Below are 24,575 nucleotides of genomic sequence, written 5' to 3'. Positions count from 1 at the left end.
TTTTACAACTGATTCCGTACTTTTCCCCGGATCCTGTGGTGGAATGCAGCGCTAAGTGAACAATCGACTGGAGCAGCGATGACCACGACAGCTACCCCGGACCAGACCTCCGGCTCGGTAACCATCACCGGCCTGACCAAGACCTATGGCCAGGCCACGGCGGTCGACGGCCTGGACCTGGAGATCCGGGCCGGCGAGTTCATCTCGCTGCTCGGTCCTTCGGGCTGCGGCAAGACCACGACGCTACGCATGATCGCCGGGTTCGAGAAGCCCGACTCGGGCAGCATCGTCATCGGCGGTAAGGACGTGGTCAGGCTCGCGCCCTACCAGCGCGACGTGAACACGGTCTTCCAGGCGTACGCGCTGTTCCCGCACAAGTCCGTCGCGGAGAACGTCGCCTACGGCCTGCAGCAGCGCAAGACACCCAGGGCCGAGATCCGCGAACGGGTCGTCGAGGCGCTGCGGATGGTGCGGATGCTCGACTTCGCCGACCGCGGCCCGGCCCAGCTCTCCGGCGGCCAGCAGCAGCGGGTGGCGCTCGCCCGGGCGCTGGTCAACCGCCCCGGCGTCCTCCTCCTCGACGAGCCGCTGGGCGCCCTGGACCGCCAGCTGCGCGAGGAGATGCAGCTCGAGCTCAAGCTCCTCCAGTCCCGCCTCGGGATCACTTTCGTCTTCGTCACCCACGACCAGCACGAGGCGCTCGCGATGAGCGACCGGATCGCGATCATGCGCGCCGGGCGGATCGAGCAGCTCGCCGACGCCGAGACCGTGTACAACCAGCCCGCCAGCGCGTACGTCGCCGGCTTCGTCGGCCAGCAGAACTTCCTGCACGGCGAGGTCAGCGCCGACGGCACCACCGTCGAGACCCCCTTCGTGGTCGTCGAGGGTCCCGCCAAGCCCGACGGGAAGCCCGGCGAGGCCCACCAGGCAGCGATCCGCCCCGAGATGATCTCGATCGAGCCGCGCGCCGAGTCCGGGACCGTGACCGAGGGCCGCAACTCCGTCACCGGCGAGGTCCTCCAGGTCTCCCCGCTCGGCGAGGTGATCCAGTACCTCGTCAAGGTCACCGACGAGGTCAGCCTGCTGATCCGCCGCCCCACCCACGGCGCCGCCCGGCTCTCCCCCGGCGACCCGGTCCTCTGCGGCTGGGCCGCCGAGGACGTACGTCTCTTCCCCCTCGACACCCCGCTCGCCCCGTCCACCGCTAGGAGCCCACAGTGAACAAGCCTGTCAACAAGAACGGCAACGTACGGATCCTGGCCAGCCATGCCGGCGCGCGAGCGATCCGCCAGGAGCTCTCGCGGCGCCACTTCCTGAGCCTGGCCGCTCTCGCCGGTGCCGGCGTCGCGCTGAGCGCATGCGGCTCGGACGGCGGTGGCGGGGCGTCCAGCGCCGTCGAGCCCGGCGGCGGCGCGACCGGTGGGCCGGTCGAGAAGTCGCTGTCGATCTACACCTGGGGTGACTACGACTCCCCCGAGGTGATCGACGCCTTCAGCAAGACCGGCCCGAAGGTGACGCTCGACTCCTACGGCTCCAACGAGGAGCTGATCTCGAAGCTGGTCGCGGCCGAGGGCACCAGCGGCTACGACATCGTCGTGCCGACCGGGGTCTACATCCCGCAGCTGATCGAGAACGAGATCATCGTCCCGCTCAACAAGGACCTGATCCCCAACATGGCCAAGGTCGACCCGAAGTTCCTCGGCCAGGACTGGGACCCGGAGAACGAGTACTCGGTGTGCAAGTGCTGGGGGACCACCGGGTTCGTCTACGACACCACCGTGATCAAGCGCGACCTGGCGACGTGGAACGACTTCATCGACGCGATGCAGAACGAGGCCTCGGGCAAGACCTCGCTGCTCGACGACCCGCAAGGTGTCTCCGGCCTCTACTTCTGGGCCAACGACATCGACTGGAACACCGAGGACATGGCCGACTACGACGCCTACGAGGCCGAGGCGGTCGAGAAGTGGGCGCCGCACATCGCCGGCTTCGACTCCTACCCGGCCACCGGCGCGATGCAGCAGAACACCTTCGCGCTGATGCAGAACTGGAACGGCGACTCCCGCCTCGGGATCCTCGAGCACAAGCAGCCCGACCGCTGGAAGTGGGTCCTGCCCGGCCCGACGACCGAGCTGTGGATGGACAACTGGTGCATCCCGACCGGCGCGCCCCACCCCGAGGCCGCGCACGCGTTCCTCGACTACGTGCTGGAGCCGGAGAACTCGTTCCTGGAGATGGACTACATCGGCTACAACACCGGCGCGCTCGGCATCGAGGAGATGGCCAAGGAGCGCAAGGTCGAGCTGCCCGAGATGATCTTCTTCACCGACGAGCAGCTCGCGACCATGAAGAACGGTGCCGTCAACGAGGCTCAGGACCGGCGTACGGAGGTCTACGACAAGCTGAAGGCCGCCGCCAGTGCGTAGCAGGCTCCCCGGGTTCGTCCTCGCCGTCCCGGCGTGGCTGTGGCTGACGGTCTTCTTCGTGGTGCCGTTCCTGCAGATCGCCTGGTTCAGCTTCGGCGAGAAGCCCGGGATGTTCGGCACCCACAGCAACGCGGTGATGTCGCTGGACCGCTACGCCGAGGCGTTCAGCCCGACCTTCTTCACGATCTTCCGGGCGACGCTGTGGATGAGCGTCCTGGGCACGGTCGCCTGCCTGCTGATCGCGTTGCCCGCTGCGTACTTCATGGCGGTGAAGGTCCCCGCACACCGCCGCGGGCTGCTGGTCGCCCTGGTGATGGTCCCCTACTGGACCTCCTTCCTGATCCGGACGATCGGCTGGAAGGTGATCCTGTCCTCGGAGGGAGCCCTGGCCGGGTTCCTGACCGACGTCGGCCTGGTCGCCGACCCGCACGACCTGCTCAACACGCGCGGTGCGGTGCTGCTGGGTCTGATCTACAACTATCTGCCGCTGATGATCCTGCCGATGTACGTCGCCTTCGACCGCGTCGACAACGCCCTCGGTGAGGCGTCCAAGGATCTCGGCGCCGACCGGGTGCGGACGTTCTTCCAGGTCACCCTGCCGTTGGCGCGGCCCGGAATCATCGCCGGCATCGTCCTGGTCTTCATCCCGATGATGGGCGACTACGTCACTCCGGCGGTCCTCGGCGGCGCGAAGGGCACGATGGTCGGGTCCCTGATCGCCAGCCAGTTCCTGACCGCGCAGAACTGGGCGCTGGGCTCGGCCATGGCGGTCGTCCTCATCCTGCTCACCATGCTCATCGTCGTCCTGGCCATCACGCTGATGTGGGCCGTGGGATGGCTCCTGCACAGGCGCAGCAAGCTGGTCATCGGAACCGTCCCGCCTCCGGACACGAGGCTGCACACCAAGGAGGTGGTGACGGCATGAGCAGGCCCTCCGGCACCAATCTCGCGCTCGGCGCGTGGACGACCCTGGTCTTCCTCTTCCTCTTCGCCCCGATCATCGTGATCGGCATCTACTCCTTCAACGGCGGCCGACTGCTCACCGCCTGGGACGGCTTCAGCCTGGAGCCGTTCACGGCGATCATCGAGCGCCCGACCGTACGCCACACCGTCGCCGTCTCCCTGCAGACCGCCGTCGTCGCCGCCCTCCTGGCGAGCGTGCTCGGCACCCTGGCCGGGATGGCGATGGCCCGGTTCCCGGGCCGCTGGGCGGGCCCGTTCACGCTGCTGTTGCTGCTCGTCTCGGTGACGCCCGAGATCGTCGACGGCATCGCGCTGCTCCCCTGGTTCGTGACGCTCGGGCAGGACTGGTCGCTGCTGCCGTTCAACAACGGCTACGTACGCCTCGTGGTCGGCCACTCGCTCTTCGCGACCGCGGTCGTCACCTACATCGTCCGGGCCCGCCTGGTCGGGCTGGACGCGTCGCTGGAGGAGGCCTCGGCGGACCTGTATGCGCGGCCAGTGGCGACGTTCTTCAAGGTCACGATCCCTCTCGTCGGACCGGCCGTGCTCGCCGGTGGGCTGCTGGCTTTCACGCTGAGCCTCGACAACACGGTGATCTCCTCGTTCATCAACGTCTCCGGCACGACCTCGTGGCCGGTCTACGTGCTCTCCTCGGTCCGCTCCGGTCTCAAGCCCGAGATCGCCGCGGTCTCCACGATCCTGCTGGTCTTCACGCTCCTGGTCCTCGGCCTGGTGGCGCTCGTGCTCAAGCGCTCGGGCTCCTCGGTCACCGACACCATGGCCGTCAACTGATGGGCTCTGACACCCTCGCAGCGGACCTGCTGCTGCGAGGCGGCCGCGTGCTGCGCGAGGGCCGCTGGGAGGAAGTTTCGCTGGCCGTGCGCGACGGCCGGATCGCGGTCATCGGCAAGGAGCTCGACGCTCTGGCCGGCCCCGAGACGGTGGTCGAGGAGCTCGACGGCCGGTGGGTCCTGCCCGCCTTCCACGACTCCCATGTGCACCCGATCCAGGCCGGGCTGGAGATGAACCAGTGCGACCTGACCAGTCTCTCGACCCTCGAGGGCTACCTGGACGCCATCGGCTCCTACGCCGCGGCCAACCCGGGACGCACCTGGGTCACCGGCGGTGGCTGGTCGATGGACTCCTTCCCGGGAGGCGTGCCGACCGCGTCGCCTCTGGATCGCCTGCTTCCCGACCGGCCGGTCTTCCTGCCCAACCGCGACCACCACTCCGCCTGGGTGAACAGCCGCGCGCTCGAGATCGCCGGCATCGATGCCGGCACGCCTGATCCCGCCGACGGGCGCATCGAGCGCGACTCCGCCGGCCGGCCCACCGGTGCGCTGCACGAGGGTGCGATGGCGCTGGTCGGCTCGCTGGTCACCGCCCCGACCTCGCGCGACCTGACCGAGGCGCTGCTCACCGCACAGCGCCATCTCCACTCCGTCGGCATCGTGGGCTGGCAGGACGCGCTGGTCGGCGACGGGCTCGGCATGCCCGACTCGCTGCCGACCTACATCGCCGCCAACGAGTCCGGCGCGCTCACCCCGAAGGTCGTCCTCGCCCAGTGGTGGGACCGCGACCGCGGCCTGGAGCAGCTGCCCGAGCTGATCTCGCGCCGCGCTCGTGCCGCACAGGCGGGGCTGGACGCGGCCAGCGTGAAGCTGATGCAGGACGGCGTCTGCGAGACCCACACGGCCGCCATGCTCGACCCCTACCTCGACTCCCACGGTGATCTCACCGACAATCGCGGGCTCTCCTTCATCCCGGCCGACGCTCTGGCGACGTACGTCGCGGCGCTGGACGCCAACGGGTTCCAGGCACACATCCACGCGCTCGGGGACCGGGCGGTCCGCGACAGCCTGGACGCGATCGAGCACGCGCGGGCGACCAACGGGGCCACCGGGCTGCGGCACCATCTGGCCCACGTCCAGGTCGTCGCGGCATCCGACGTCCCTCGGTTCGCCGCGCTCGAGGTCACCGCCAACATCCAGCCGCTGTGGGCCTGCCTGGACGAGGCGGTGGAGGTGCTGACCCTGCCGTTCCTGTCACCGGCGGCACGGGGTCAGCAGTATGTGTTCGGGTCGCTGCTGCGTACGGGTGCCCGGATCGCGTGCGGCAGCGACTGGCCGGTCTCCGACCCGGCGCCGCTGCTCGGCATGCACGTGGCGGTCAACCGCCGCTCCCCCGACCAGCCCACCGACGCCACTCCGCTGCTGCCCGAGGAGGCGCTGCCGGTCGCCGAGGCACTCGCCGGCTACACCACCGGCACCGCCTACCTGAACCGACTCGAAGGGTCCACGGGCCGGATCGAGACCGGGTACGCGGCCGACCTGGTGGTCGTCGACCACGACATCCTCGGCGAGGACACGACCGTCCTCGCCCGGACCCGGGTCACCCACACGTACGCAAACGGTCGCGAGGTCCATCGGCGCTGACCGCGTGCAAGACTCGTCGGCATGATCATCTTCGGGCTCAAGACCTACACGCGACTGCTGGCCACGCTCTCGCTGGTCTGCCCACACTGCCGCCAGCAGGCAGCCCATCGCCTGTTCGAGGTCGTCAACAAGTTCACGCTCTTCTTCATCCCGCTCTTCCCGGTGAGCAAGTCGCGCCGGATGGACTGCACCTACTGCGGCTACGCCTCGAAGCTGTCCAAGGAGCAGGCGGACCAGCTCCAGTCCGCCCCGCGTCCGAGCCTCGGCTGATCCTCGGCTTTCACAGGAACCCCACAGCCGGGGCAGGAGGTCCTCACGGATCCGGACGTCAGAGTCAGGTCAACGCACCAGGACCGACGTCAAGGAGAACCAGATGAGCCGCGTACCCGAACCCGAGAACACCCCTGAAGGCCCGGCCTATGAGGGCCGCCTGCTGGCCCGCCCGGAGGAGGAGGTGGTCGACCAGGGCGCCGGCTTCGACATCTCGACGCTGCTGACCCGCCGCCGGGTCCTCGGGCTCGTCGGGGTCGGGGTCGGAGCGGCCGCCCTGGCCGCCTGTGGGGCGAGCTCGTCCGGATCGAGCTCGTCCGGCTCCTCGAGCACCTCCACGGGCGGCTCCGCCGCCACCACCTCCACGACCGCCGACGGCGAGATCCCGCAGGAGACCAACGGCCCCTACCCGGCCGACGGCACCAACGGCACCAACGTGCTGACCGAGTCCGGGATCGTACGCAGCGACATCACCTCCAGCCTCGACGGCGGCACCACCGTCGACGGTGTCCCGCTCACGTTCACCTTCACCGTGACCGACATGGCCAACGACGACGTGCCCTTCGAGGGGGTCGCGGTCTACCTGTGGCAGTGCGACGCCAAGGGCCTCTACTCGATGTACTCCGAAGGCGTCGAGGACGAGACGTACCTCCGCGGGGTCCAGGTCGCCGACGCCAAGGGCCAGGTGACGTTCAAGACGATCGTCCCGGGCTGCTACGACGGCCGCTGGACGCACATGCACTTCGAGGTCTACCCCGACGCCGACTCGGCCACGACCGGCGAGAACGCGATCGCGACCTCGCAGGTCGCCTTCCCGGAGAAGATGCTGAACAAGGTCTACCAGGACGACGCCTACGAGGGGTCGGCCGACAACCTCGCGAAGGTCAGCCTCGACACCGACAACGTCTTCAGCGACGGCTACGACCTGGAGATGGGCACGTTCACCGGGAGCCCCAGCGCCGGCTACAAGGGCTCGCTCGCCGTCGCCGTCGACACCACCACCGAGGCCTCCATGGGCGGCGGCGCCCCGGGTGGAGGCGAGGGCGGCACCCCGCCCGAGCCCCCGACCGAGTGACCCTCAGACCATCAAGGAGAACCCATCATGTTGCAGAACCTCACGGGCTGGCACGCCCTCGTCATCCTCGCCATCATCCTGCTCGTCTTCGGCTCGGCGAAGCTGCCGGCCCTCGCCCGCAGCGTCGGTCAGTCCGTACGCATCCTCAAGGACGAGACCCACGACGCCGCCGACCCGCAGCCCGCCACGGTCGAGGCCGTGGCTGACCGCAGGGCGTCATGACCACGGCCACCGTCGCACAGGGAACCATGCCGGTCGCGGGCCACCTGCGCGAGGCGAGCAGGCGTGGGATCCGGGCGGCGGTGGCCCTCCTCGTCGGCGTCGCCGTCGGCTTCTGGCTCTCCGACCAGATCCTGGAGATCCTGCGGGCACCCGTGGAGCAGATCGCCCAGTCGCAGGATGCCAGCCTCAACTACGACACCGTCACCGGTGCCTTCGACCTCAAGCTCAAGATCGCCCTCTTCGCCGGGGTGATCGGTTCCAGCCCGGTCTGGCTGGCCGAGCTCTTCGCGTTCGTCACCCCGGGGCTCACCCACCGGGAGCGCAGATACACCGCCGGGTTCCTGGCGGCCGCGATCCCGCTGTTCGCCGGTGGCTGCGCGTTCGGCTTCCTGCTCTTCCCGCACATGGTCGAGATGCTCGCCGGATTCTCCTCGACCGAGGACAGCTCGATCCTCAACGCCGGCTACTACGTCGACTTCGTGATGAAGATGGTCCTCGCCATCGGCGTGGCCTTCGTGCTGCCCGTCTTCGTGGTCGTGCTCAACCTGCTCGGCCTGCTCTCCTCGCAGACCCTGCGACGCGGCTGGCGCGCCATCGTGGTCGTCATCGTCCTGTTCAGCGCGCTGGTGACACCGGCCGCCGACGTCCTGTCGATGTTCCTCGTCGCCGCCCCGATGGCGGCTCTGTTCGCCGCCGCCGTCCTCATCACCCATGTCCACGACCGCAGGAAGGCACGCCGTGTTCGGACTGAGCTTTGAGAAGCTGTTCCTCGTCGCGATCGTCGCCGGGCTTGTGATCGGCCCCCAGCGACTCCCGCTCTACACCCACCACCTCGCCGAGCTGATCCGGTCCTTCCGGAGCTTCATCGACGCCTACCGATCCCGGGCGGAGACCGAGATCGGGATCTCACGCAAGGAGCTGGAAGCCCTGGACGTACGCCGGTACGACCCGCGCCGCATCGTCCGCACCGCCCTCACGGAGACGCCCGCGACCGCGGTGGAATCACCGGCCGATGCAGCTGCCGATCTGGAGGCAGAAGCCGGCCGCGTACGTCCCGGGCAGAAGTACGTCGTCACCGGCGGCTCCGCCCACCCCCGCCGCGTCCTGATCTCCTCGCTGCCCGAGGACGACCCCCGCCGCCTCGCCGCCCACGTCCCGCCCGCGGCAGCCGACGACGAGACCGAGCTCCTCCTGGCCGAGGTCAACCGCCTCCTCGAAACCTCCACCCCCTAGCCGAGTCGGCGCAAGTGTCCCGCCCCAAGCCGCCGAGTCGGCGCGTTTGTCCCACTCTCGCGGGACAGACGCGCCGACTCGGGCCGATTTAGCGGGACATTCGCGCCGAGTCGACGGGTTAGTTCACTTTGCGGTCGCGGTCGCCCCAGTAGGGCTCGCGGAGCTTGAACTTCTGCAGCTTCCCGGTGGCCGTACGCGCCAGGGAGTCGCGGAACTCGACGACCGTCGGCGCCTTGTAGCCGGCGGCTCGCTCCTTGCACCAGGCGATCAGCTCCTCCTGGGTCGCCTGGGCGCCCTCGGCGAGGACGACGAGGGCGAGGATGGTCTCGCCCCACTTCTCGCTCGGGATGCCGATGACGGCCACCTCGGCGACCGAGGGGTGCAGGAAGAGCACGTCCTCCACCTCGGCGGAGCTGACGTTCTCGCCGCCGGTGATGATCACGTCCTTGATGCGGTCGGAGATGGTGAGGTAGCCGTCGTCGCCGAGGCTGCCGCCGTCGCCGGTGTGGAACCAGCCGTCGGCGAGAGCCTTCTCGGTCTCCTCCGGCTTCTCCCAGTAGCCCTCGAGCACGACGTTGGAGCGGGCCAGGACCTCCTTGTCGGGCGAGATGTCGAGGCTCACCCCGATCGCCGGCGCGCCGGCGCGGGTCAGCTTCGCGGCACGCTCCATCGGGTCGAGGTCGTCCCACTCGGCCCGGGTGCGGTTGATGGTCAGCAGCGGCGAGGTCTCGGTGAGGCCGTAGATCTGGATGAACTCCCAGCCGAGCTCCTCCTGGACGCGGACGACCGTCTTCGTGGGCGGCGGAGCGCCGGCCATGATGATCCGGACCTTGTCCCGCCCGGGGATCTCGCCTTCGGTGGCCTGCCACTGCGGGAGCGCGTCGAGCACGGCGGCCGCCACCGCGGGCGCGGCGCACAGGTAGGTGACTCCGTGGTCGCGTACGCGGCGCAGGATCTCCATCCCGTCGACCTTGCGCAGCACGATGTGCTTGATGCCGAGGCCCGTCGCCGCGAACGGCATCCCCCAGCCGTTGGCGTGGAACATCGGCAGCGTGTGCAGGTAGACGTCCCGATCGCTCAGCCCGGCGTGGAGCCCGAACGTCAGCGCGTTGGTCCAGATGTTGCGGTGGGTGATCTGCACGCCCTTGGGCCGGGCGGTGGTGCCGGAGGTGTAGTTGATCGCCGCGGTCGCGTTCTCGTCCGGCTCCCACGGCGTCGGCTCGACCCCCTCCTCGGCGTAGAGGTTGGCGTCGTCGCCGAGCACGAACCGATGCTTCGCGGTCACGTCCTTCAGCGCCTCGTCGACCTCGGGGTCGACCCAGAGCACCGAGGCGCCGGACTGCTCCACGATGTAGGAGACCTCGTCGGGGCGGAGGCGGAAGTTGACGGGCACCAGGATGCGGCCGTAGCCGGAGACGCCGTAGAACGCGGTCAGCAGTCGCGCCGAGTTGTGGGAGACGATCGCGACCCGCTCCCCCACCCCGATGCCGAGCTCGTCGAGCCTCGCGGCCATCCGCTTCGCGAGCGACTTCATCTCGGCGTACGTCACCTCCCCGAGCGAGGCCGCCGGCTGGTCGGGCTCGTCGACGATGCCCACCCGCTCGCCGTAGACGGATGCGGCACGGTCGATGAAGTCGTTGACGCTGAACGGGACGAACACGGGCGTTACCTCCAGGTGCAAGTGGTGACCCGGATCACTGTATCGATGAGAGGTCTCTCATGGACCCCCACTTCGGACAGGTCGTCAGGCACTATCGGAGGGTCATGTCGCGCACCCTGAAGATCCTTCTCCCGCTGGTCGTCCTCGTGGCGGTCGGCGTCTATCTGGCCGGCTCCTTGGCCGGAGCCTCCGAGAACGACCCGCCGCCGCGGGAGCCCGTCGTACTGCCTTCGCAGTCGGTCTCGCCGTCCGCGCCGAGCACGGGATCGTCTCCGAGCACGGATCCTTCGAGTGTCCCGGTCGTCACTCCTGGTCCCGTCGACGATGATGATGACGACGATGACCGCGACGACCGACATGACGACGACTGACCCACGCCGGGGGCTGTCCGTACGCACCCGGATCACTGCCTCGGTGGCCCTCCTGGTCACCCTCGCCCTGGCCGGCGCCGGTCTCATCGTCTACGCCGTCGAGCTCAGCCGGGTCGACGCCGCGACCACGCGCGAGATGGAGCAGGAGCTCGACGAGTTCTCCAGGCTGCGCACCGAGGGCATCGACCCCGAGACCAGGGCGCCGTACGACGTGGAGGGCCTGCTGCGGACGTTCCTGAGCCGCAACGTGCCCGACGACGACGAGCTCCTCGTCGCCTGGGTCGACGGCCGGCCGCGTGCGCACTTCCCCGAGGACCCGCTGGTCGAGTCGCCACGGTTCCGCAGCGCCGTACGCGACGTGGTCCGCGACGGCGGGACGACCTATCTCGACACCGCGGACGGCGACGTACGCATCACCAGCCAACCGGTGCGGCAGGACAACGCCCAGGGCACCACGGAGGGCGCCCTGCTGGTCGTCTCCTACCTCGACGAGGACCGTGCCGAGCTGCGCAGCACCATGCGGACCTACACGATCGTGGCCGCCCTCCTCGCCCTGCTCGTCACCGTGGTCGCGGCCTGGCAGTCCGGGCGGCTGCTGGCCCCGCTGACCAGGCTCCGGCAGGCGACCGGGGCGGTCGACGCCACCGACCTCTCCGCCCGGCTGCCCGAGTCGGGCAACGACGACATCTCGGCCCTGACCAGGAACTTCAACGGCATGCTGGCCCGCCTGGAACAGGCGTTCTCCGACCAGCGCCAGTTCCTCGACGACGCCGGCCACGAGCTGCGTACGCCGCTGACGATCATCGGCGGCCACCTCGAGCTCCTCGACGAGTCCGACCCGGCCGAGGTCGAGCAGACCCGGCGGCTGGCGCTCGACGAGATCGACCGGATGAGCCGTCTGGTCGGCGACCTGATTCTGCTGGCCAAGCACGACCGGCCCGACTTCCTCACCCTGGAGGAGGTCGATGTCGACACCCTCACCGAGGACATCCTGGCCAAGGCCAGCGCGCTGGCCGACCGCGACTGGCACCTCGACGCGGCCACTCCCGGCACCTGGCGTCTGGACCCGCAGCGAGTCACCCAGGCGATGCTGCAGCTGTGCGACAACGCCGCCGGGCACACCTCGCCCGGCGACCGGATCGCGGTCGGCTCGGCGACCGTCGACGGCACCCTGCGGCTGTGGGTGCGCGACACCGGACCGGGCGTACCCGCCGAGGACCGGGACCGGATCTTCGAGCGGTTCGCGCGCGGCGCCGAGACCGGCTCCGGGGACAGGCCCGGACTCGGGCTCGGCCTCGCCATCGTCTCCGCCATCGCCACCGCCCACGGCGGCACCGTGGGCGTCGAGGACGCGACACCCTCCGGCGCCCGCTTCACGATCACCCTGCCCGCACGCACCGAAGGAGAGGCATGGCCCGCATCCTGATCGTCGAGGACGAGGACCGCATCGCGGCCTTCCTCGCCAAAGGCCTGAGCGCCGACGGCCACCAGGTCAGCACCGTCGCCGACGGGCTGGAGGGACTCGAGGAGGCGCTCAGCGGCGCCTTCGACCTGATGGTGCTCGACATCGGTCTGCCGACCATCGACGGCTTCGAGGTCCTCGACCAGCTCCGCGCCCAGGGCTCCCGGATGCCGGTGGTCGTGCTGACCGCCCGCGACTCGGTGCACGACACCGTCTCCGCGCTCGAGGGCGGCGCCGACGACTACCTCGCCAAGCCGTTCCGCTTCGCCGAGCTGCGGGCCCGGATCAACGTACGCCTGCGCCAGCAGGACAACACCGACGCCGAGGTCGGCGAGCTCCGCTCCGGCTCGGTGGCGCTGGACCTGCGTACCCGGCGGCTGCGGGTCGACGGGCGCGAGACCGACCTCTCCGCGCGGGAGTTCGCACTGGCGGAGGTGCTGCTGCGGCATCCGGGGCAGGTCCTCTCCCGGGCGCAGCTGCTCGACCTGGCCTGGGGCATGGACTTCGACCCCGGCTCCAACGTCGTCGACGTCTACGTCGGCTACCTGCGCAAGAAGCTGGGCACGTCCCGGGTCGAGACCGTACGTGGCATGGGCTACCGCTTCCAGCCCTGAGCTCGGTGCCGGGAACGGCTGAGGACCCGGCAAGCGCCGGGCCCTCAGCCGCAGGGGATATCGAGAAGGGTCAGTGGATCCGCAGGCCGCCCAGCGAGGCTCGCGGGAGCCGCTCCAGCGCGGGCGAGACGGTCTCGGCGATCTCCGCGGGGGCCGGCCGGTCGCCGGCTTCCGGGGCGAGGCACGCCTCGATGATCTTGACGATCTCGGGCGGCGTACGTCTGGGGAGGTCGCCGGGTCCGGAGACGAGCTGCGGGTAGCGCTCGGTGCGGTCCGCGGCCTCCGGGTCGCCGGCAGGGAAGGGCCGCTCGCCGGTGACGGCGTGGAAGAGCGTTGCGCCCAGGGCCCACACGTCGCTGGCGGGGCCGACCTCGCCGCGCTCGCCGGGCAGGCACTGCTCGGGCGCCATGTAGGCGTCGGTGCCGATCTCGTGGCGCAGCGCGGCGGCCGCGGCGGTCGGCCGGGCAACGGAGAGGTCGATCAGCCGGGCCGGCGAGCCCATGATCAGGTTGCTCGGCTTGATGTCGAGGTGCACCCAGCCGGAGCGCCGCAGATAGTGCAGCGCCGAGGCGAGGTCGAGCGCCAGCGGCAGATACTGCTGCTCCGGGAGGCGCCCGTGGCGGCGGATCAGCGTCGAGAGCCGGGGACCCTCGACGTGCTCCATGACGACGTACGGGCGCTCGCCGTCGAGGTCCTCGCGCAGCCCTCGGACGAGGACCGGATGACGCAGCTGCGTCAGTGCGTCGGTCTCGCGCCGCAGCGCGTTGCGGCTGGTCTCGCTCTCGATCAGGTTCGGTCGCAGGACCTTCGCGACCACCGGCCCGTAGGTGATCTCGTCGAAGGCCAGGAAGGCCTCGTACGACGAGCCGCCCCCGAGCAGCCGCATCGCGGTCAGCTCGGGGGTGATCGCGTCACCCTGGACCAGGCCCCAGGTGTCGGTCATCTTCGACTCAGCCCTGGGTCCGGTCGTTGGTGTTGTTGTCGCGCGTGTTGTCCCGCGTGTTGTCCTTGGTGTTGTCGTCCTTGGTCTGGACGTCGCGGGTGACGTTGTCGCGGGTGTTGTTGTCCCGGGTGTTGTTGTCCCGGGTGTTGTCCTTGGTCGCCCGGGTCACACCGGTGCCGTTGGTCGCGGTGTCGTTGCCGGCGGCGTCGCGGGTGACGTCGTCGGCGTCGTTGTCGTCGTCATCGTCGACGGTGGTCACCTGGGTGTTGGACTTCTCCTCACGCTTGGCATAGCCGTCGTCATCGACAGCGGCAGCGCTCTGGTAGCTGAACACAGCGGCCGCGACCACGCCGACCAGGCCGGTCCCGAGGATCATCGGAAGCTTCTTCATCATTCGTCCCTTCAGGTTCTGCCCCGGGTGTTCCCGGCGCCATGCAAGAACCATCTCGACCCGCGGTGAGGTGATCGTGAGACGACCATGAGAGCTCTCTCATCCGCGAGCCGGTTCGGGTCCTGGGGCCGGTGGTGATAGGAACGTCCCGTGCAGAGCAGCGAGCGGCGCGAGATCGCGATCAAGGTCGGTGTGCTGCTGTTGGTCGGGGTGCTGATCTCGGTGGCCGGCTACGGCTACTCGCGCTCGCGCTTCCGCGAGCACGCCACCGAGCAGTCCGAGACGGCCGCCAGCCGGTTCGCGCGGACCACGAGCTGGACCACGGTCGAGGCGAAGCCGGAGCTGGTGGCGCAGTGGGCGCGGGCCTGTCCCTCCGTCCAGACCCCGCCCACGGAGAAGACGGCTGACGCGCGCGGTCACCTGGAGAAGGTACGCATCACCTCCACCGACCTCACCGAGACCGGCGCCACGGTGGAGCTGACCCCCGACGGCGGCAGATCCGTGTTCACCTTCGTGGTCACCCGCTCCGGCGAGGGCAAGGACGAGGAGTGGCACGTCACCGAGGTCACCTGCGCGGCAGGCTGATCCTGCCCGTGTGACGTCAGCCGTCGGTGGGTACCACACCGGTATGGACACCGCTGGATTCACCAACCTGTTGACCCGTCCGGGGCCGTACGCCACCGTGCTGGCCGATGTCAGCCAGAACTCGGAGGACGCGGCCCATGCCAAGGAGCTCAGGGTGCGAGCCGCCTGCGAGAAGCTCTCCGCCCAGGGGGCTCCCCCGGGCGTCGTCGCCCAGGTCTCCGACCGGCTCGAGGCGAACGTACGCCAGCCGGCCCCGCTCGCACGGGTCGTCGTCGCGACGCCGGAGGGGATCGCCTACGACGAGATCGCCGTGGCTGAGGTCCCGGACCCGGTCGCGACCTGGGACGCGCTCCCCGACCTCGGCTCCTGGATCGCCGCGCGCGAGGCCTCGATGCCGTTCGTGCTGGTCCTGGCCGACCACACCGGCGGCGACATCTCGCTGTGGGACTCCGGACTGCCGCAGCCCACGAGCACGACCACCGTGGTGGGCGACGAGCTCGAGCACGTCCACAAGGTCCACGACAACGTCGGCTGGGCGGCCTTCCGCATGCAGCAGACCACCGACAACGTCTGGCGGCACAACGCCGACAAGGTCGCCGAGGAGGTGACCAGACTGGTCCGCGACCACGGCCACGAGCTCGTGCTCATCGGCGGCGACCCGACCACGGTCGGCAGGCTCCGTGAGGATCTGGCCGGCCTTCCCGCCGAGGTGGTCGAGCTGGCGAGCGGTCAGCGCGCCGAGGACGGCGGCGACCACGCTCGCGACGAGGCGATCCGCACCGCGCTGCTGGACCAGGTCGTACGCCGCCGCACCGAGCTGGTCCGGCGGCTCGAGGAGGCCTGGGGCCGGGGCGAGCGCGCGGCCACCGGCGTACGCGACGTCGCCGATGCCTTCGTCACCGGCCGTGTCGAGATGCTCTTGATCGACCCCGGCGCACTGGCCGGGCACACCCTCGACCCGGCGGACCATCCCGGCCTCACCTTCGGCGAGGCCCCGGTCTCCGGTCCGGTCCCGGCCGGCGAGGCGCTCGTCGCCGCCGCCGCCGTCCTCACCGACGCCGAGGTGTGCGTCCTGCCCGCCAGCGTGCTCGGCGACGCACCCGTCGCCGCGCTGCTGCGCTGGGCCTGAGTAGCTGGGCCTGAGCGTCAGCGGCGCCAGGCCCTGATCCGGTCCGGCTCGGGGTCGGGTGACTCCGTGGCCGCCCAGACCTTGCGCCACTCGGCGATCTCCTCGCCGGCGGGGTCGGGCGTGCGCTCCTCGGCGGCGCGGCGCATCGAGGCGTACCAGTCGGTGGCGTCCTCATCCAGCAGCCTCGCCACCGCCGTCCGGATCCGGGGCGCGAACTCGCGGATCGACTCGCCTTCGGTGGGGCGGAGCGGCTCCCCGAAGCGTACGGTCAGCTGGCGACGGCCCCCGGCCTTGTCCTTGCCGGGCCAGTTCACCCCGCGCGGCATCGCCGCGTAGGTGCCGCGGTGGGCGATCGGGACGACGGGGACGCCGTACTCGATGGCCAGGTAGGCGGCGCCGGACCGGAACCGGCCGACGGTGCCGTCCTTGGACCGGGTGCCCTCGGGGAAGACGACCAGCGACCAGCCGTCGGCGAGCACCTCACCGGGCGCGTTCGCGAGCGCGCCCCCGCGACGGTCGATCGGCAGCGTGTTGAAGACCAGCGAGGAGCCCACCGCCCGCCACCAGGTGTCGAAGAAGTAGTCGGCCGCGGCCGCCACCGCCGTACGCCGCCGCCACCGGTCCGGAAGGCTCAGCAGGATCAGCGGGGTGTCCAGGTGCGAGGCGTGGTTGGCCACGAAGATCACCGGCCCGTCGAGCCTCTCGAGCACGTCCAGCCCCTCGACCTGGGTCTTCACCTGCGACCGGAAGACCGCCTCGAGCCCGGCCTGGGCGACCTCTCTGACCGCCCGCGCGGCCGGCTTGCGCGACCACTCGTTGTCGAAGACCGTCGTCGTCGCCGGTGGTACGAACGGCTCCGCCGACCGCGGCACCTGCGCCCGGTGACCCCATCGCCAGCCCCGCTTCATGAGGCGTACGTCGCGCACCGTCTCCTTCCAGAATCCGCTCATCGGACGTCCGCCAGCAGGTGGGGAGGGTTGCGCAGGTAGGTGATCGACGGCGACGGGCCGACGGTCGAGCTCGCCATCTCGAGCGCATCGCGCAGGGTGGATGCCGAGCGGAAGCCCATCCGCGCCGCGGCCTTGGGGTTGCCGCCGACCCAGATGACGTCGCCGAGGTGGTCGAGGGCGTGCGCGATCCAGTACCACATGTAGAACGGGTGGACGCCGTGGTAGGCGTTCGAGGTGCGGTAGAGGTGGACGTACCAAGGGTCCGTGGCGAACTGCTCCTCGAACTTCGGCCCGATCAGCGCCGGGTCGGTGGTGTCGGCCAGCACCTCCTCGTAGAAGTCGACGTAGGAGGGGTGGGTGAGCGTGTTGAAGCCCTCGTCGAGCGGGTGGTAGAGGATCGCCACGCCACCCTCGCGCACGACCGGCTGCCGCAGGTAGGAGTTGAAGTAGTAGCCCAGCCCCATGCAGGCGGCGAGGATCGGGTTCATGGTCGAGTTGACGTTGTAGGGGCCCAGATAGGGCACCCCCATCACCATCACGTCCGACTGCCCCTCGACCTTGACCCGCTGCTGCTGGTGGACGCGCTGCACGGTCAGCTCGTGCACCGGCTCGACGGCGCCGGCGGTGATCCCGGTCAGACCGTAGTTGGACCGCAGGTCGTGGAACATCTTGTGGCGCATCTTCTGCGGCGCGACCGCCAGCCCGCGGCGCAGGCCGAGCACGGTGGCCTGGTCGCGCAGCGACCACTCCCACTCGCGCTTGAGCAGGGTGTCGTACGGCTTCCCGAACACCTCGTTGTCGAGCGTCGTCTCGATCTGGAAGACCTTGACGTGCTCGCCGATCAGCCGGCCCATCCGCCAGGCCGAGGAGTGCATCTCGGAGTGCTTGTGGTCCATGAAGCTGCGTGAGTGGACCATGGTCTTGGCGTTGTGGTGGTGCTTGATCGACTTGTAGGACGCCAGCCCGATGCCGACCGACTTGTGGCCGCCGTCCATCGCGACGAGGTTGACGTTGACGTAGATCAGCAGGTCGGAGGTGGCCGCCCGCTTGTTGATCTCGACGTCCTCGCCCTTCTCGGTGACGCCCATGTGCTCGAGGTTGGCGCGGTCCTCGGCGTCGTGGTTGTAGAGCAGCCCCTGCGGCGCGAAGCTCCGGAAGACGCGCTCGCCGACGATGTGCTTCATCTCCGCGTCGGTCATCCGGCGGTGCAGGGCCAGCGCGGCGATGATCTCGACGTCGTCGACGCCCTTCTCGGCCGCGATCGTGAGCACCTGCTCGATGATCCTGCCCCGGATGTCGGGCGCCTTCATGGTCGGCAGCGGCAGGGAGAGATCGTCGAAGGCGATCGTCAGCCGCATCCCCGGGAACATCAGCTCCCGCAGCGGCTCGGAGTCGACCGGGTTCTCCAGCGACTCGCGGATCGCCGCTTCGACGTCCGGCACCGTCGGCAGCGACTCGGGCGGGTAGACCACCCGGGTGCCCTGCGGGAACTCCTCCAGCCGGAACCCGAGCCCCTCGTGGACGAGCAGGGGCGGCGTACGGTCGTCGACCTCCAGCACGAAACCTGGCCGTGTCATCGATGACTCTCCTTCTTCAAGACGTACGTCTGGGGTCGAACGCCACCTTGACGGTGCCGAGCCGACCGGCTGAATGGGCATGGTCGAGGGCCTCGCGCCAACGGTGGAGCGGGTAGGGCGCGACGGTCTTGGCCAGCCGGCACATGGCGTCGTGGCCGACCAGGTCGAGGGCGGTGGCGAAGTCGCCGGAGCCGCGCGAGGAGGCGTACGTCCCGACCACCTCGAGCTCCCGGAACCAGGCCGCGGACAGGTCGGCGGAGGCGGGCATCCCGGAGAGCACCACGCGTCCACCCGCGCGGGTGGCGTGCAGGCAGGTCTGCAGCGACTCCTTCGAGCCGACCGCATCGACGGTCACGTCCACGCCGCCGAGCAGGTAGGGCGAGGAGAGCATCTCGGGCTCGAGCATGAACGCGCTGGTCGCGCGCCTGATCCTGCGCAGCGTCTCCGACGGTGCGACGACCTCGGTGGCGCCGAACTCGAGCGCCAGCTCGCGCTGATGAGCGTGCTTGGCGACGACCAGGATCTCGCCGGCGTCGGTGAGCTCGCGCAGGGCCAGCGTGGCCAGCAGCCCGACGGCACCGGCGCCCGAGACGAGCACCCGGTCGCCGGGCTTGACCGCGGCCCTTCGCGCCGTGTGGACCGCGCAGGCGACCGGCTCGGCGAGCAGCGCCTGCTCGTCGGAGTAGCCGTCGGGCACCACGTGGAGCTGCGAGCGGTGCACCGAGAGCTGCTGCGACCAGCCGCCACCGGTGTCGTGGCAGAACCCGGTCTGCAGCCCTGAGGAGATGTCGCCGACGGTGATCCGGGAGCACCGGTTGGTCTCGCCCCGCGCACACGCCTCGCACGCCTCCAGCCCGCGCGCGGCGCAGGTCAGGACCGGATCGACGACCACGCGGGTCCCGGCCGCCAGGTCACCGCAGGGGTCGAGCAGCTCGCCCACGATCTCGTGGCCGGGCACGAACGGCAGGCTCACCAGCGGCTGGAAGTAGAGGCTCGTCCTGCCCGACAGCATCCCCAGGTCGGAGCCGCAGATGCCGGACAGCGAGACCCGCAGCCGCGCCCATCCGTCGTGCTCGACCCTCGGCGGATCGAGCGTCACCATCCGCAGCGGCGCCGCGGCCCCGGTCAGCAGCAGCGGCATCCGCCCGCCGGCGACCTTCCCCAGCGCCGTCTTGGCGACGCTGCGGTACATCTCGAGCGCGAGCATTCAGGCCCTCCTCATCGGTGCAGCCCGGCCGGGTCGAGCGTCCTGCTCGCGTGGCCCGGCGACTCCCAGTCGACGATCGACCAGTGCGACTTCTTGGCGTGGCGGAAGAGAGGTACGTCGGGCCGGACCGCCACCGGGTGCCCCACCGCCGCGAGCAGCGGGAGGTCGGAGTGGGAGTCGGCGTAGGCGAAGCAGTCGGACGGCGAGATGCCCTCGCGGCGCGACCACTCGCGGACGAACGCCCCTCGCGACTCCCCGACCAGCGGCGACGCGGCCAGGTGGCCGGTGCAGAACCCCCGGTCGTCGACGGCCAGGTCGGCGGCCTCGATGTGGTCGAAGAGCGGCATCAGCGGCCGGGTCAGCGGCCGGATCGCGCCGGTGACCAGCACCGTCACGTGTCCCGCCGCCCGGTGCTCCCGGATCCGCCGGACCGCGTCCGGGGCCAGCCGCCCGAGGATGTGCGTGGTCAGGTGCTCGTCGACGATCTGGTCGAGCTCGGAGAGCCGGGCACCGGCGTACTCCTTGTAGACCGTACGCAGCAGCGTGCCGCGCTCGGTGCGGTCCGCCCACACGTAGCCGGGCACCTTGCTCGCCATCCGGGCGATCTCGGCTGCCTTCTGGGTGCCGGAGAGCTCACCGAGCCGCAGCCACAGGTAGGTCTCGATCACGTTGGAGGACATCAGGGTGCCGTCGAGGTCGAAGAAGGCTGCGACCCGCCCGTCCCTGAGCTGCGGCAGCCGGCCGGAGTCCGGCCTCTTCCGCAGCTTGCGCAGCTCGTCGAGCTCACGGACCGGCTTGGTCACCGACGGCACGTGGATGTCGTAGAGGTATTCGTGCCAGTCGATCACGCCGGTGTCGAAGGCGAAGGTCTCCTGGTCGGCCGGCGACAGCGACCGGTAGAGCGCGAGCGTGTTGGTGTCGACGAAGCGGAGGTCGGCCTGGGCGTACTCCTTGTAGAGGTCCAGGTAGCGTCGCAGGAACTGCAGCCGCCGGCCCTGCCGGTCGAGGTCGCGCGCCCAGCTGCGGGTGCGGTCGCTGCGCGGGGCCAGCCCGAGCAGCCGGTCGGCGATCTTGTGCACCCGCTCCCCGGTCACCATCATCCGCTCGACCGAGGCGCCTCCGGGGAACGTCCACTCCGGCAGCCGGGCCGCGCCACGGTCCCCCGCCGCGAACGGCTCCTTGGAGAAGTAGGCCCGCACGGTCTCGTAGAGCATCCCGAAGGTCACCGGGTTGCGGTCGCCGGAGGCGAGGTGGAAGTAGGCCGGGTCGCCGGGCTCGGGCGGGTGCGCCAGGCACGCCACGATCGAGGCGACGACGTGGTCGACCGGCACGATGTCGACCGGGGTGTCCGCGGCCGCCGGGAAGAGCGGCAGCTCGCCACGCCCGTAGGCGAGGATCAGCGGCTCGGCCATCTTGAAGCCCTCGATCCAGCCCGGATGCGGGCGGGAGACGGCCGACTCGATGATCGCCGGGCGGTAGATCGTGGCCCGGTGCCCGGCCGCGGCATGGGCTTCGACCACCCGCTCGCCGAGCGCCTTGGTGAACGTGTAGGCGTCGGTCCAGCCCAGCGACCGCGCCCGCTCGGTGCCGAGGCGTACGAGCTCGTCCTTGACCCACTTCTTGCGCGCCTCCTCGGCGGCAGCGGCGGCGGTCATCATCCCGGCACGACCGTGCTCCCGCTCGGCCTGCTTGCGCAGCCTGGAGATCACCTCGACGCTGCGCGAGCGCTCCTCGACGGCCGCCCGCTGCGCCAGCCCCCAGGCGAGCTCGGCGTCCACGTCGACGGCGTGGTCGACCGGCCCCTCGGGGATGTGGCCCCTTCGCCGCCCGGACACATAGGCCGTCGAGACGTGCAGATAGTGGATGTCGCGCCCGGTCTCCTCGACCCGCTTGAGCAGCTCGCGGACGCCGACGACGTTGGTGACGAACCCTTCGTCGACCGGCGGGTCGAAGGAGACATCGCCCGCGGAGTGCACCACGGCGTCGAGATCGTCCGGTAGCGCCGGCGGTGCGGAGAGATCGCCCTCGACGACGTTCACCTCCGCGTCCGAGACGGACGCGAAGATCGGCTTGGTCAGCATCTTCGCGATCCGGTCCGCCCCCGACGTCGACCCCTTGCGCCGGACCAGGACGCTGAGACGTACGTCCGGCACCTCGGTCAGCATCAGATGCAGCAGCGCCTCGCCGACAAACCCGGTCACTCCCGTGAGCAGCACATGCTGCCCCGCGAGCCGTTCCTGAATGGAGGCCCGAGTGTCGTCGCGATCATGGTTTCCCTGCGCCAGGTCAGAGGTCACGGATGCGATTGTGCCCGGTCGAGGCAACCCCCGTGACTCCTTTTCCGGGCTCGACCTGAGAAACTGCGTGGAACCCCCGAAACCCGAGGAGCCGTACGTGTCGAGGAAGCTGCTGAGCGTCGCAGCCGTCCTCTCGGCGACCGCTCTCACCGGCTGCGGTTCTGGGGAACCCACCACCAGCAGTCCTGGCCCGAGTCCCTCGACCTCCTCCCCCGTCGAAGCCTCCGGGCCCTGCCTCTTCGAGCCCGGTCAGGTCGCCAGCGCCATCCCCGGCTCCTGGTCGCATACCGCCGACGAGGACGTCTGCACCTACACCAGCGACCGGGGCGCGATCTTCGTGACGACCCTGGTCGACACCTCCGTCTCCGCTGGGCTCTCCGCCAGCCGGGAGGACTGCATCGCCTCTCCGGCGCCGGTCGAGATCGGGGACCGGGCGTTCGTGTGCATCGAGTCGCACGATGACGGGGATCTCGTGGTCGGCAACGTTGCTGTCGGGAGTCGGCTGTGGTCGCTCGTCATCGTTCCTGATGAAGGGGTTCACGATGCTGAGCTCGGTGCGATGGGGCGGCTCGTCGAGATGGTTGCGGACTGACTCCGCTGGTCGAGAACCGCCGTCTACCCGAGGCCACCGAGACGGAGGGCGTCGTCGAGCTCGTCGAGCTTCGCAGAGGACAGCGCCCCTGCTCGCTCGATCAGGTCGTCGCGGGACAACGTCGTCAGCCATGTGCACGGGGTGACACCCGGGCGCGGGAGCGCGAACCGGAGCACGCCTTCACGGGGCAGTCCTTCCGTGGCGCCTACTGCCACTTCGACGGCCAGACCGGTGATGTCGACACCCGCCGGATCGACGACCTGCATCACCTGGATCCCGGACCCGTCCTCGTCCGACAGCAGCACCACCGGGCGTCGCTCGTCGAACTCCACCCACCAGACTTCGCCACGTTGCACATGTCCTCCTGACGTACGACGGCATGCCGCGGGTCTCAGCTTGACCTTATCTGCTGATTCGTGGCGGCTGGTCCGCTGGTCGAGCCGCCCCTCCCGCTGGTCGAGCCGCCGGAGCCGCTAGGCGGAGGCGTGTCGAGACCAACACGGTTCTTCCGCGGGAAACCTCGGTTGAGGACTGTTCGTCGTTTCGGGGTTCGCCGCCGACCCGGTCTTTGAGTGTTTCTCGATCGGGCGCCGCGTCAAGGACGCCCTTCGGGCGCCGCTGCGCGGTGGCCTTCGGCCATCCTTGACCCGGCACCCGATCGAGAAAGATTTCGCCTGTATCGGGGCGGCGGCGAGAGAGTGGCGCGGAGTTCACGATGCTTGTTCACTGACCGCGTAACATGGGTTTGACCTGCTTAAATAGGTCGCTCTATGGCACGCGTTCGCATATAATACGGCCTATGTACGAGACCATCGACCGCCTCCTCGTCGGGCCGCCTCCTGGGGCGTCCGAGGCTGAGCTGGTCGACTGGATCACGCGCCTCGAAGAGATCAAGTGCACCGCCGAGGCCGTCCAAGCCGAAGCAGCGGTACGCCTCGACGAGACCGTCCGGGCACGCCAGGCCGAGGCCGGGGTGCCTGCCCGGAAGCTCGGTGAGGGCGTGGCTTCGCAGGTTGCGTTGGCGCGGCGGGTCTCGCCGGAGAAAGGCGCCAAACTCCTCGGGCTCGCGAAGGTTCTGATCAGCGAGATGCCGCACACCTTCGCGCTGATGAAGGCGGGGCTGTTCTCCCAATGGCAGGCCACCATCCTGGCCCGCGAAACCGCCTGCTTGTCGGTGGAGGACCGTCGAGTCATCGACTCCGAACTCTGCGCCACCGGGCCGGACGGGGAACCTGCTCGGGCGGTGTCGATGGGGCTGCGGCAGCTCGAGAACGCCGCCAAGAAGCTCGCCATCACCCTCGACCAGGAATCCGTCGTCGCCCGGGCCGCGAACGCGGAGAAGGACCGCCGCGTCAGCCTGCGGCCGGCACCCGACACGATGACCTGGCTCGGCGCCCTGTTGCCAGTCAAGGACGGCGTCGCCGTCTTCGCCGCCCTCGACCAGGCCGCGAAGGCTGCTGCGGCTGCGGGTGATGAGCGCACTAGGGGTCAGGTCATGGCCGACACCCTGGTCGACCGGATCACCGGCCGCAGCACCACCGGCGCGAAGCCTCGGATCGAGGTCAAGATCGTGATGACCGCCGACTCCCTCACCGGCGACGCCGATCAGCCGGCCATGGTCGAGGGCTACGGGCCCGTCCCCGCCGCCTGGGCCCGCGACGCACTCAACGGTGCCGAGGTGTTCGTGCGGCGACTGTTCACCGACCGGGTCGGCCGGCTGGTGGCGATGGAGTCCCGCTCCAGGAAAGCCCCCGAGGGGCTGGCCGAGTTCATCGCCACCCGCGACGGTGGGATCTGCCGGACCAACGGCTGTGATGCCCCGATCCGCAACATCGACCACGTCCAACGCCACGCCGACGGCGGCGAAACGAGATCCCAGAACCTGCAAGGGCTGTGTGAGAGGTGCAACCAGGCCAAGGAAGCGCTCGGCTGGCAGGCCAGACCAGGACCCGACGGCAGCATCATCACCATCACACCCACCGGGCACACCTACACCAGCCCACCACCCGACACTTGGGCACCAGACCCACCACGGCTGTCGCCAGCGGAGCTCAGGCTGCGCGACGTACTCCTCACTCTGAACCGCCCCGGGATGTCCGGAGACTTCATTAGTTGGAGGATGAAGTCATGGCACGTCCGAGTAAGTACCCCCGGGAGCTGCGTGAGCGCGCGG

General features: G+C 69.9%; 25 protein-coding genes. 17 read left to right on the top strand and 8 right to left on the bottom strand.

From position 1 onward, the window contains the following. Positions 1 to 78 precede the first annotated feature (78 nt). The 10 genes from ABT304_RS30070 to ABT304_RS30025 all read left to right on the top strand — a co-directional run bounded on the left by ABT304_RS30070 (position 79) and on the right by ABT304_RS30025 (position 8,624). The gene (locus tag ABT304_RS30070; protein WP_350721021.1) at positions 79 to 1,221 is read left to right on the top strand and encodes an ABC transporter ATP-binding protein; all 1,143 of its coding nucleotides are present in this window, start codon (positions 79 to 81) and stop codon (positions 1,219 to 1,221) included. Beyond that, the gene (locus tag ABT304_RS30065) at positions 1,218 to 2,426 is read left to right on the top strand and encodes a polyamine ABC transporter substrate-binding protein (protein WP_350721019.1); all 1,209 of its coding nucleotides are present in this window, start codon (positions 1,218 to 1,220) and stop codon (positions 2,424 to 2,426) included. Before ABT304_RS30070 ends, ABT304_RS30065 begins: the two co-directional genes overlap by 4 nt. Further along, positions 2,419 to 3,351: an ABC transporter permease gene (locus ABT304_RS30060; protein ID WP_350721017.1), complete on the top strand. Its 933-nt coding sequence runs from the start codon at positions 2,419 to 2,421 to the stop codon at positions 3,349 to 3,351. Before ABT304_RS30065 ends, ABT304_RS30060 begins: the two co-directional genes overlap by 8 nt. Further along, entirely contained in the window at positions 3,348 to 4,181 is an 834-nt protein-coding gene (locus tag ABT304_RS30055) for an ABC transporter permease (RefSeq protein ID WP_160021945.1), read from the top strand. The genes ABT304_RS30060 and ABT304_RS30055 overlap by 4 nt, the downstream gene beginning before the upstream one ends. Then, positions 4,181 to 5,824 carry an amidohydrolase gene (locus tag ABT304_RS30050; protein WP_350721016.1) on the top strand — a complete coding sequence of 548 codons (1,644 nt, stop codon included), beginning with the start codon at positions 4,181 to 4,183 and terminating at the stop codon, positions 5,822 to 5,824. Before ABT304_RS30055 ends, ABT304_RS30050 begins: the two co-directional genes overlap by 1 nt. A 21-nt stretch (positions 5,825 to 5,845) precedes the next feature. Then, the gene (locus tag ABT304_RS30045; protein ID WP_160021941.1) at positions 5,846 to 6,094 is read left to right on the top strand and encodes a zinc-ribbon domain-containing protein; all 249 of its coding nucleotides are present in this window, start codon (positions 5,846 to 5,848) and stop codon (positions 6,092 to 6,094) included. 103 nt (positions 6,095 to 6,197) lie between these two features. Continuing rightward, positions 6,198 to 7,169: an intradiol ring-cleavage dioxygenase gene (locus tag ABT304_RS30040; RefSeq protein ID WP_350721014.1), complete on the top strand. Its 972-nt coding sequence runs from the start codon at positions 6,198 to 6,200 to the stop codon at positions 7,167 to 7,169. Positions 7,170 to 7,196: 27 nt separating this feature from the next. Further along, positions 7,197 to 7,391, top strand: coding sequence for a Sec-independent protein translocase subunit TatA/TatB (locus ABT304_RS30035; protein ID WP_350721012.1), 195 nt, complete (start codon positions 7,197 to 7,199; stop codon positions 7,389 to 7,391). Next, complete coding sequence (gene tatC, locus ABT304_RS30030) at positions 7,388 to 8,149, top strand: twin-arginine translocase subunit TatC (RefSeq protein WP_350721010.1); 762 nt, start codon at positions 7,388 to 7,390, stop codon at positions 8,147 to 8,149. The genes ABT304_RS30035 and tatC overlap by 4 nt, the downstream gene beginning before the upstream one ends. Continuing rightward, positions 8,130 to 8,624 carry a Sec-independent protein translocase subunit TatA/TatB gene (locus ABT304_RS30025; RefSeq protein ID WP_350721008.1) on the top strand — a complete coding sequence of 165 codons (495 nt, stop codon included), beginning with the start codon at positions 8,130 to 8,132 and terminating at the stop codon, positions 8,622 to 8,624. Before tatC ends, ABT304_RS30025 begins: the two co-directional genes overlap by 20 nt. Positions 8,625 to 8,742: 118 nt before the next feature. Here ABT304_RS30025 and ABT304_RS30020 read toward each other — a convergent pair whose 3' ends face one another. After that, positions 8,743 to 10,284, bottom strand: coding sequence for an AMP-binding protein (locus ABT304_RS30020; protein ID WP_350721006.1), 1,542 nt, complete (start codon positions 10,282 to 10,284; stop codon positions 8,743 to 8,745). 104 nt (positions 10,285 to 10,388) lie between these two features. On the opposite strand from ABT304_RS30020, the gene ABT304_RS30015 reads away from it, so the two are divergent. Genes ABT304_RS30015 through ABT304_RS30005 form a run of 3 tightly spaced genes read left to right on the top strand, consistent with a single transcriptional unit; the run spans position 10,389 to position 12,731 of the window. Continuing rightward, positions 10,389 to 10,655, top strand: coding sequence for a small secreted hydrophilic protein (locus ABT304_RS30015; protein ID WP_160021932.1), 267 nt, complete (start codon positions 10,389 to 10,391; stop codon positions 10,653 to 10,655). Then, positions 10,624 to 12,081, top strand: coding sequence for a sensor histidine kinase (locus ABT304_RS30010; RefSeq protein WP_350721004.1), 1,458 nt, complete (start codon positions 10,624 to 10,626; stop codon positions 12,079 to 12,081). The genes ABT304_RS30015 and ABT304_RS30010 overlap by 32 nt, the downstream gene beginning before the upstream one ends. Continuing rightward, entirely contained in the window at positions 12,066 to 12,731 is a 666-nt protein-coding gene (locus ABT304_RS30005) for a response regulator transcription factor (protein WP_350721002.1), read from the top strand. The genes ABT304_RS30010 and ABT304_RS30005 overlap by 16 nt, the downstream gene beginning before the upstream one ends. A 70-nt stretch (positions 12,732 to 12,801) precedes the next feature. On the opposite strand, the gene ABT304_RS30000 is transcribed toward ABT304_RS30005, so the two are convergent. After that, entirely contained in the window at positions 12,802 to 13,674 is an 873-nt protein-coding gene (locus ABT304_RS30000; protein WP_350721001.1) for a serine/threonine-protein kinase, read from the bottom strand. Between the two features lie 7 nt (positions 13,675 to 13,681). After that, on the bottom strand, positions 13,682 to 14,065 hold the full coding sequence (locus ABT304_RS29995) for a hypothetical protein (RefSeq protein WP_350720999.1): 384 nt from the start codon (positions 14,063 to 14,065) through the stop codon (positions 13,682 to 13,684). A 150-nt stretch (positions 14,066 to 14,215) separates the two neighbouring features. Here ABT304_RS29995 and ABT304_RS29990 point away from each other — a divergent pair, with 150 nt between their 5' ends. Together ABT304_RS29990 and ABT304_RS29985 are read left to right on the top strand one after the other, a co-directional pair. After that, positions 14,216 to 14,650: a hypothetical protein gene (locus ABT304_RS29990; protein WP_350720998.1), complete on the top strand. Its 435-nt coding sequence runs from the start codon at positions 14,216 to 14,218 to the stop codon at positions 14,648 to 14,650. 43 nt (positions 14,651 to 14,693) lie between these two features. Next, positions 14,694 to 15,779, top strand: a complete 1,086-nt coding sequence (locus ABT304_RS29985; RefSeq protein ID WP_350720996.1) for a baeRF2 domain-containing protein — start codon at positions 14,694 to 14,696, stop codon at positions 15,777 to 15,779. 17 nt (positions 15,780 to 15,796) lie between these two features. Here ABT304_RS29985 and ABT304_RS29980 read toward each other — a convergent pair whose 3' ends face one another. Genes ABT304_RS29980 through ABT304_RS29965 form a run of 4 tightly spaced genes read right to left on the bottom strand, consistent with a single transcriptional unit; the run spans position 15,797 to position 21,810 of the window. Next, a complete protein-coding gene (locus ABT304_RS29980; protein ID WP_350720994.1) occupies positions 15,797 to 16,729 on the bottom strand; it encodes a lysophospholipid acyltransferase family protein in 933 nt (310 codons plus the stop codon). Continuing rightward, positions 16,726 to 18,306 carry an NPN-dependent hydroxyacid isomerase, LarAH14/15/16 family gene (gene larAH / locus ABT304_RS29975; protein WP_350720992.1) on the bottom strand — a complete coding sequence of 527 codons (1,581 nt, stop codon included), beginning with the start codon at positions 18,304 to 18,306 and terminating at the stop codon, positions 16,726 to 16,728. The genes ABT304_RS29980 and larAH overlap by 4 nt, the downstream gene beginning before the upstream one ends. Positions 18,307 to 18,322: 16 nt before the next feature. Further along, a complete protein-coding gene (locus ABT304_RS29970; RefSeq protein ID WP_350720990.1) occupies positions 18,323 to 19,513 on the bottom strand; it encodes a zinc-dependent alcohol dehydrogenase in 1,191 nt (396 codons plus the stop codon). Positions 19,514 to 19,524: 11 nt separating this feature from the next. Then, positions 19,525 to 21,810: an HAD-IB family hydrolase gene (locus ABT304_RS29965; RefSeq protein WP_350720989.1), complete on the bottom strand. Its 2,286-nt coding sequence runs from the start codon at positions 21,808 to 21,810 to the stop codon at positions 19,525 to 19,527. A gap of 97 nt (positions 21,811 to 21,907) precedes the next feature. Here ABT304_RS29965 and ABT304_RS29960 point away from each other — a divergent pair, with 97 nt between their 5' ends. Next, positions 21,908 to 22,402, top strand: a complete 495-nt coding sequence (locus ABT304_RS29960; RefSeq protein WP_160021906.1) for a hypothetical protein — start codon at positions 21,908 to 21,910, stop codon at positions 22,400 to 22,402. A gap of 23 nt (positions 22,403 to 22,425) precedes the next feature. On the opposite strand, the gene ABT304_RS29955 is transcribed toward ABT304_RS29960, so the two are convergent. Continuing rightward, positions 22,426 to 22,758 carry a type II toxin-antitoxin system PemK/MazF family toxin gene (locus ABT304_RS29955; protein ID WP_350720987.1) on the bottom strand — a complete coding sequence of 111 codons (333 nt, stop codon included), beginning with the start codon at positions 22,756 to 22,758 and terminating at the stop codon, positions 22,426 to 22,428. A 443-nt stretch (positions 22,759 to 23,201) separates the two neighbouring features. On the opposite strand from ABT304_RS29955, the gene ABT304_RS29950 reads away from it, so the two are divergent. Next, on the top strand, positions 23,202 to 24,575 hold a 1,374-nt coding region (locus ABT304_RS29950; RefSeq protein WP_350720985.1), incomplete at its 3' end, for an HNH endonuclease.

Source organism: Nocardioides sp. NPDC000445 (assembly GCF_040300245.1).
Taxonomy (GTDB): Bacteria; Actinomycetota; Actinomycetes; order Propionibacteriales; family Nocardioidaceae; genus Nocardioides.
Note: the sequence above shows the minus strand (reverse complement) of the source record. Positions and strands in the feature narration are given on the sequence as shown.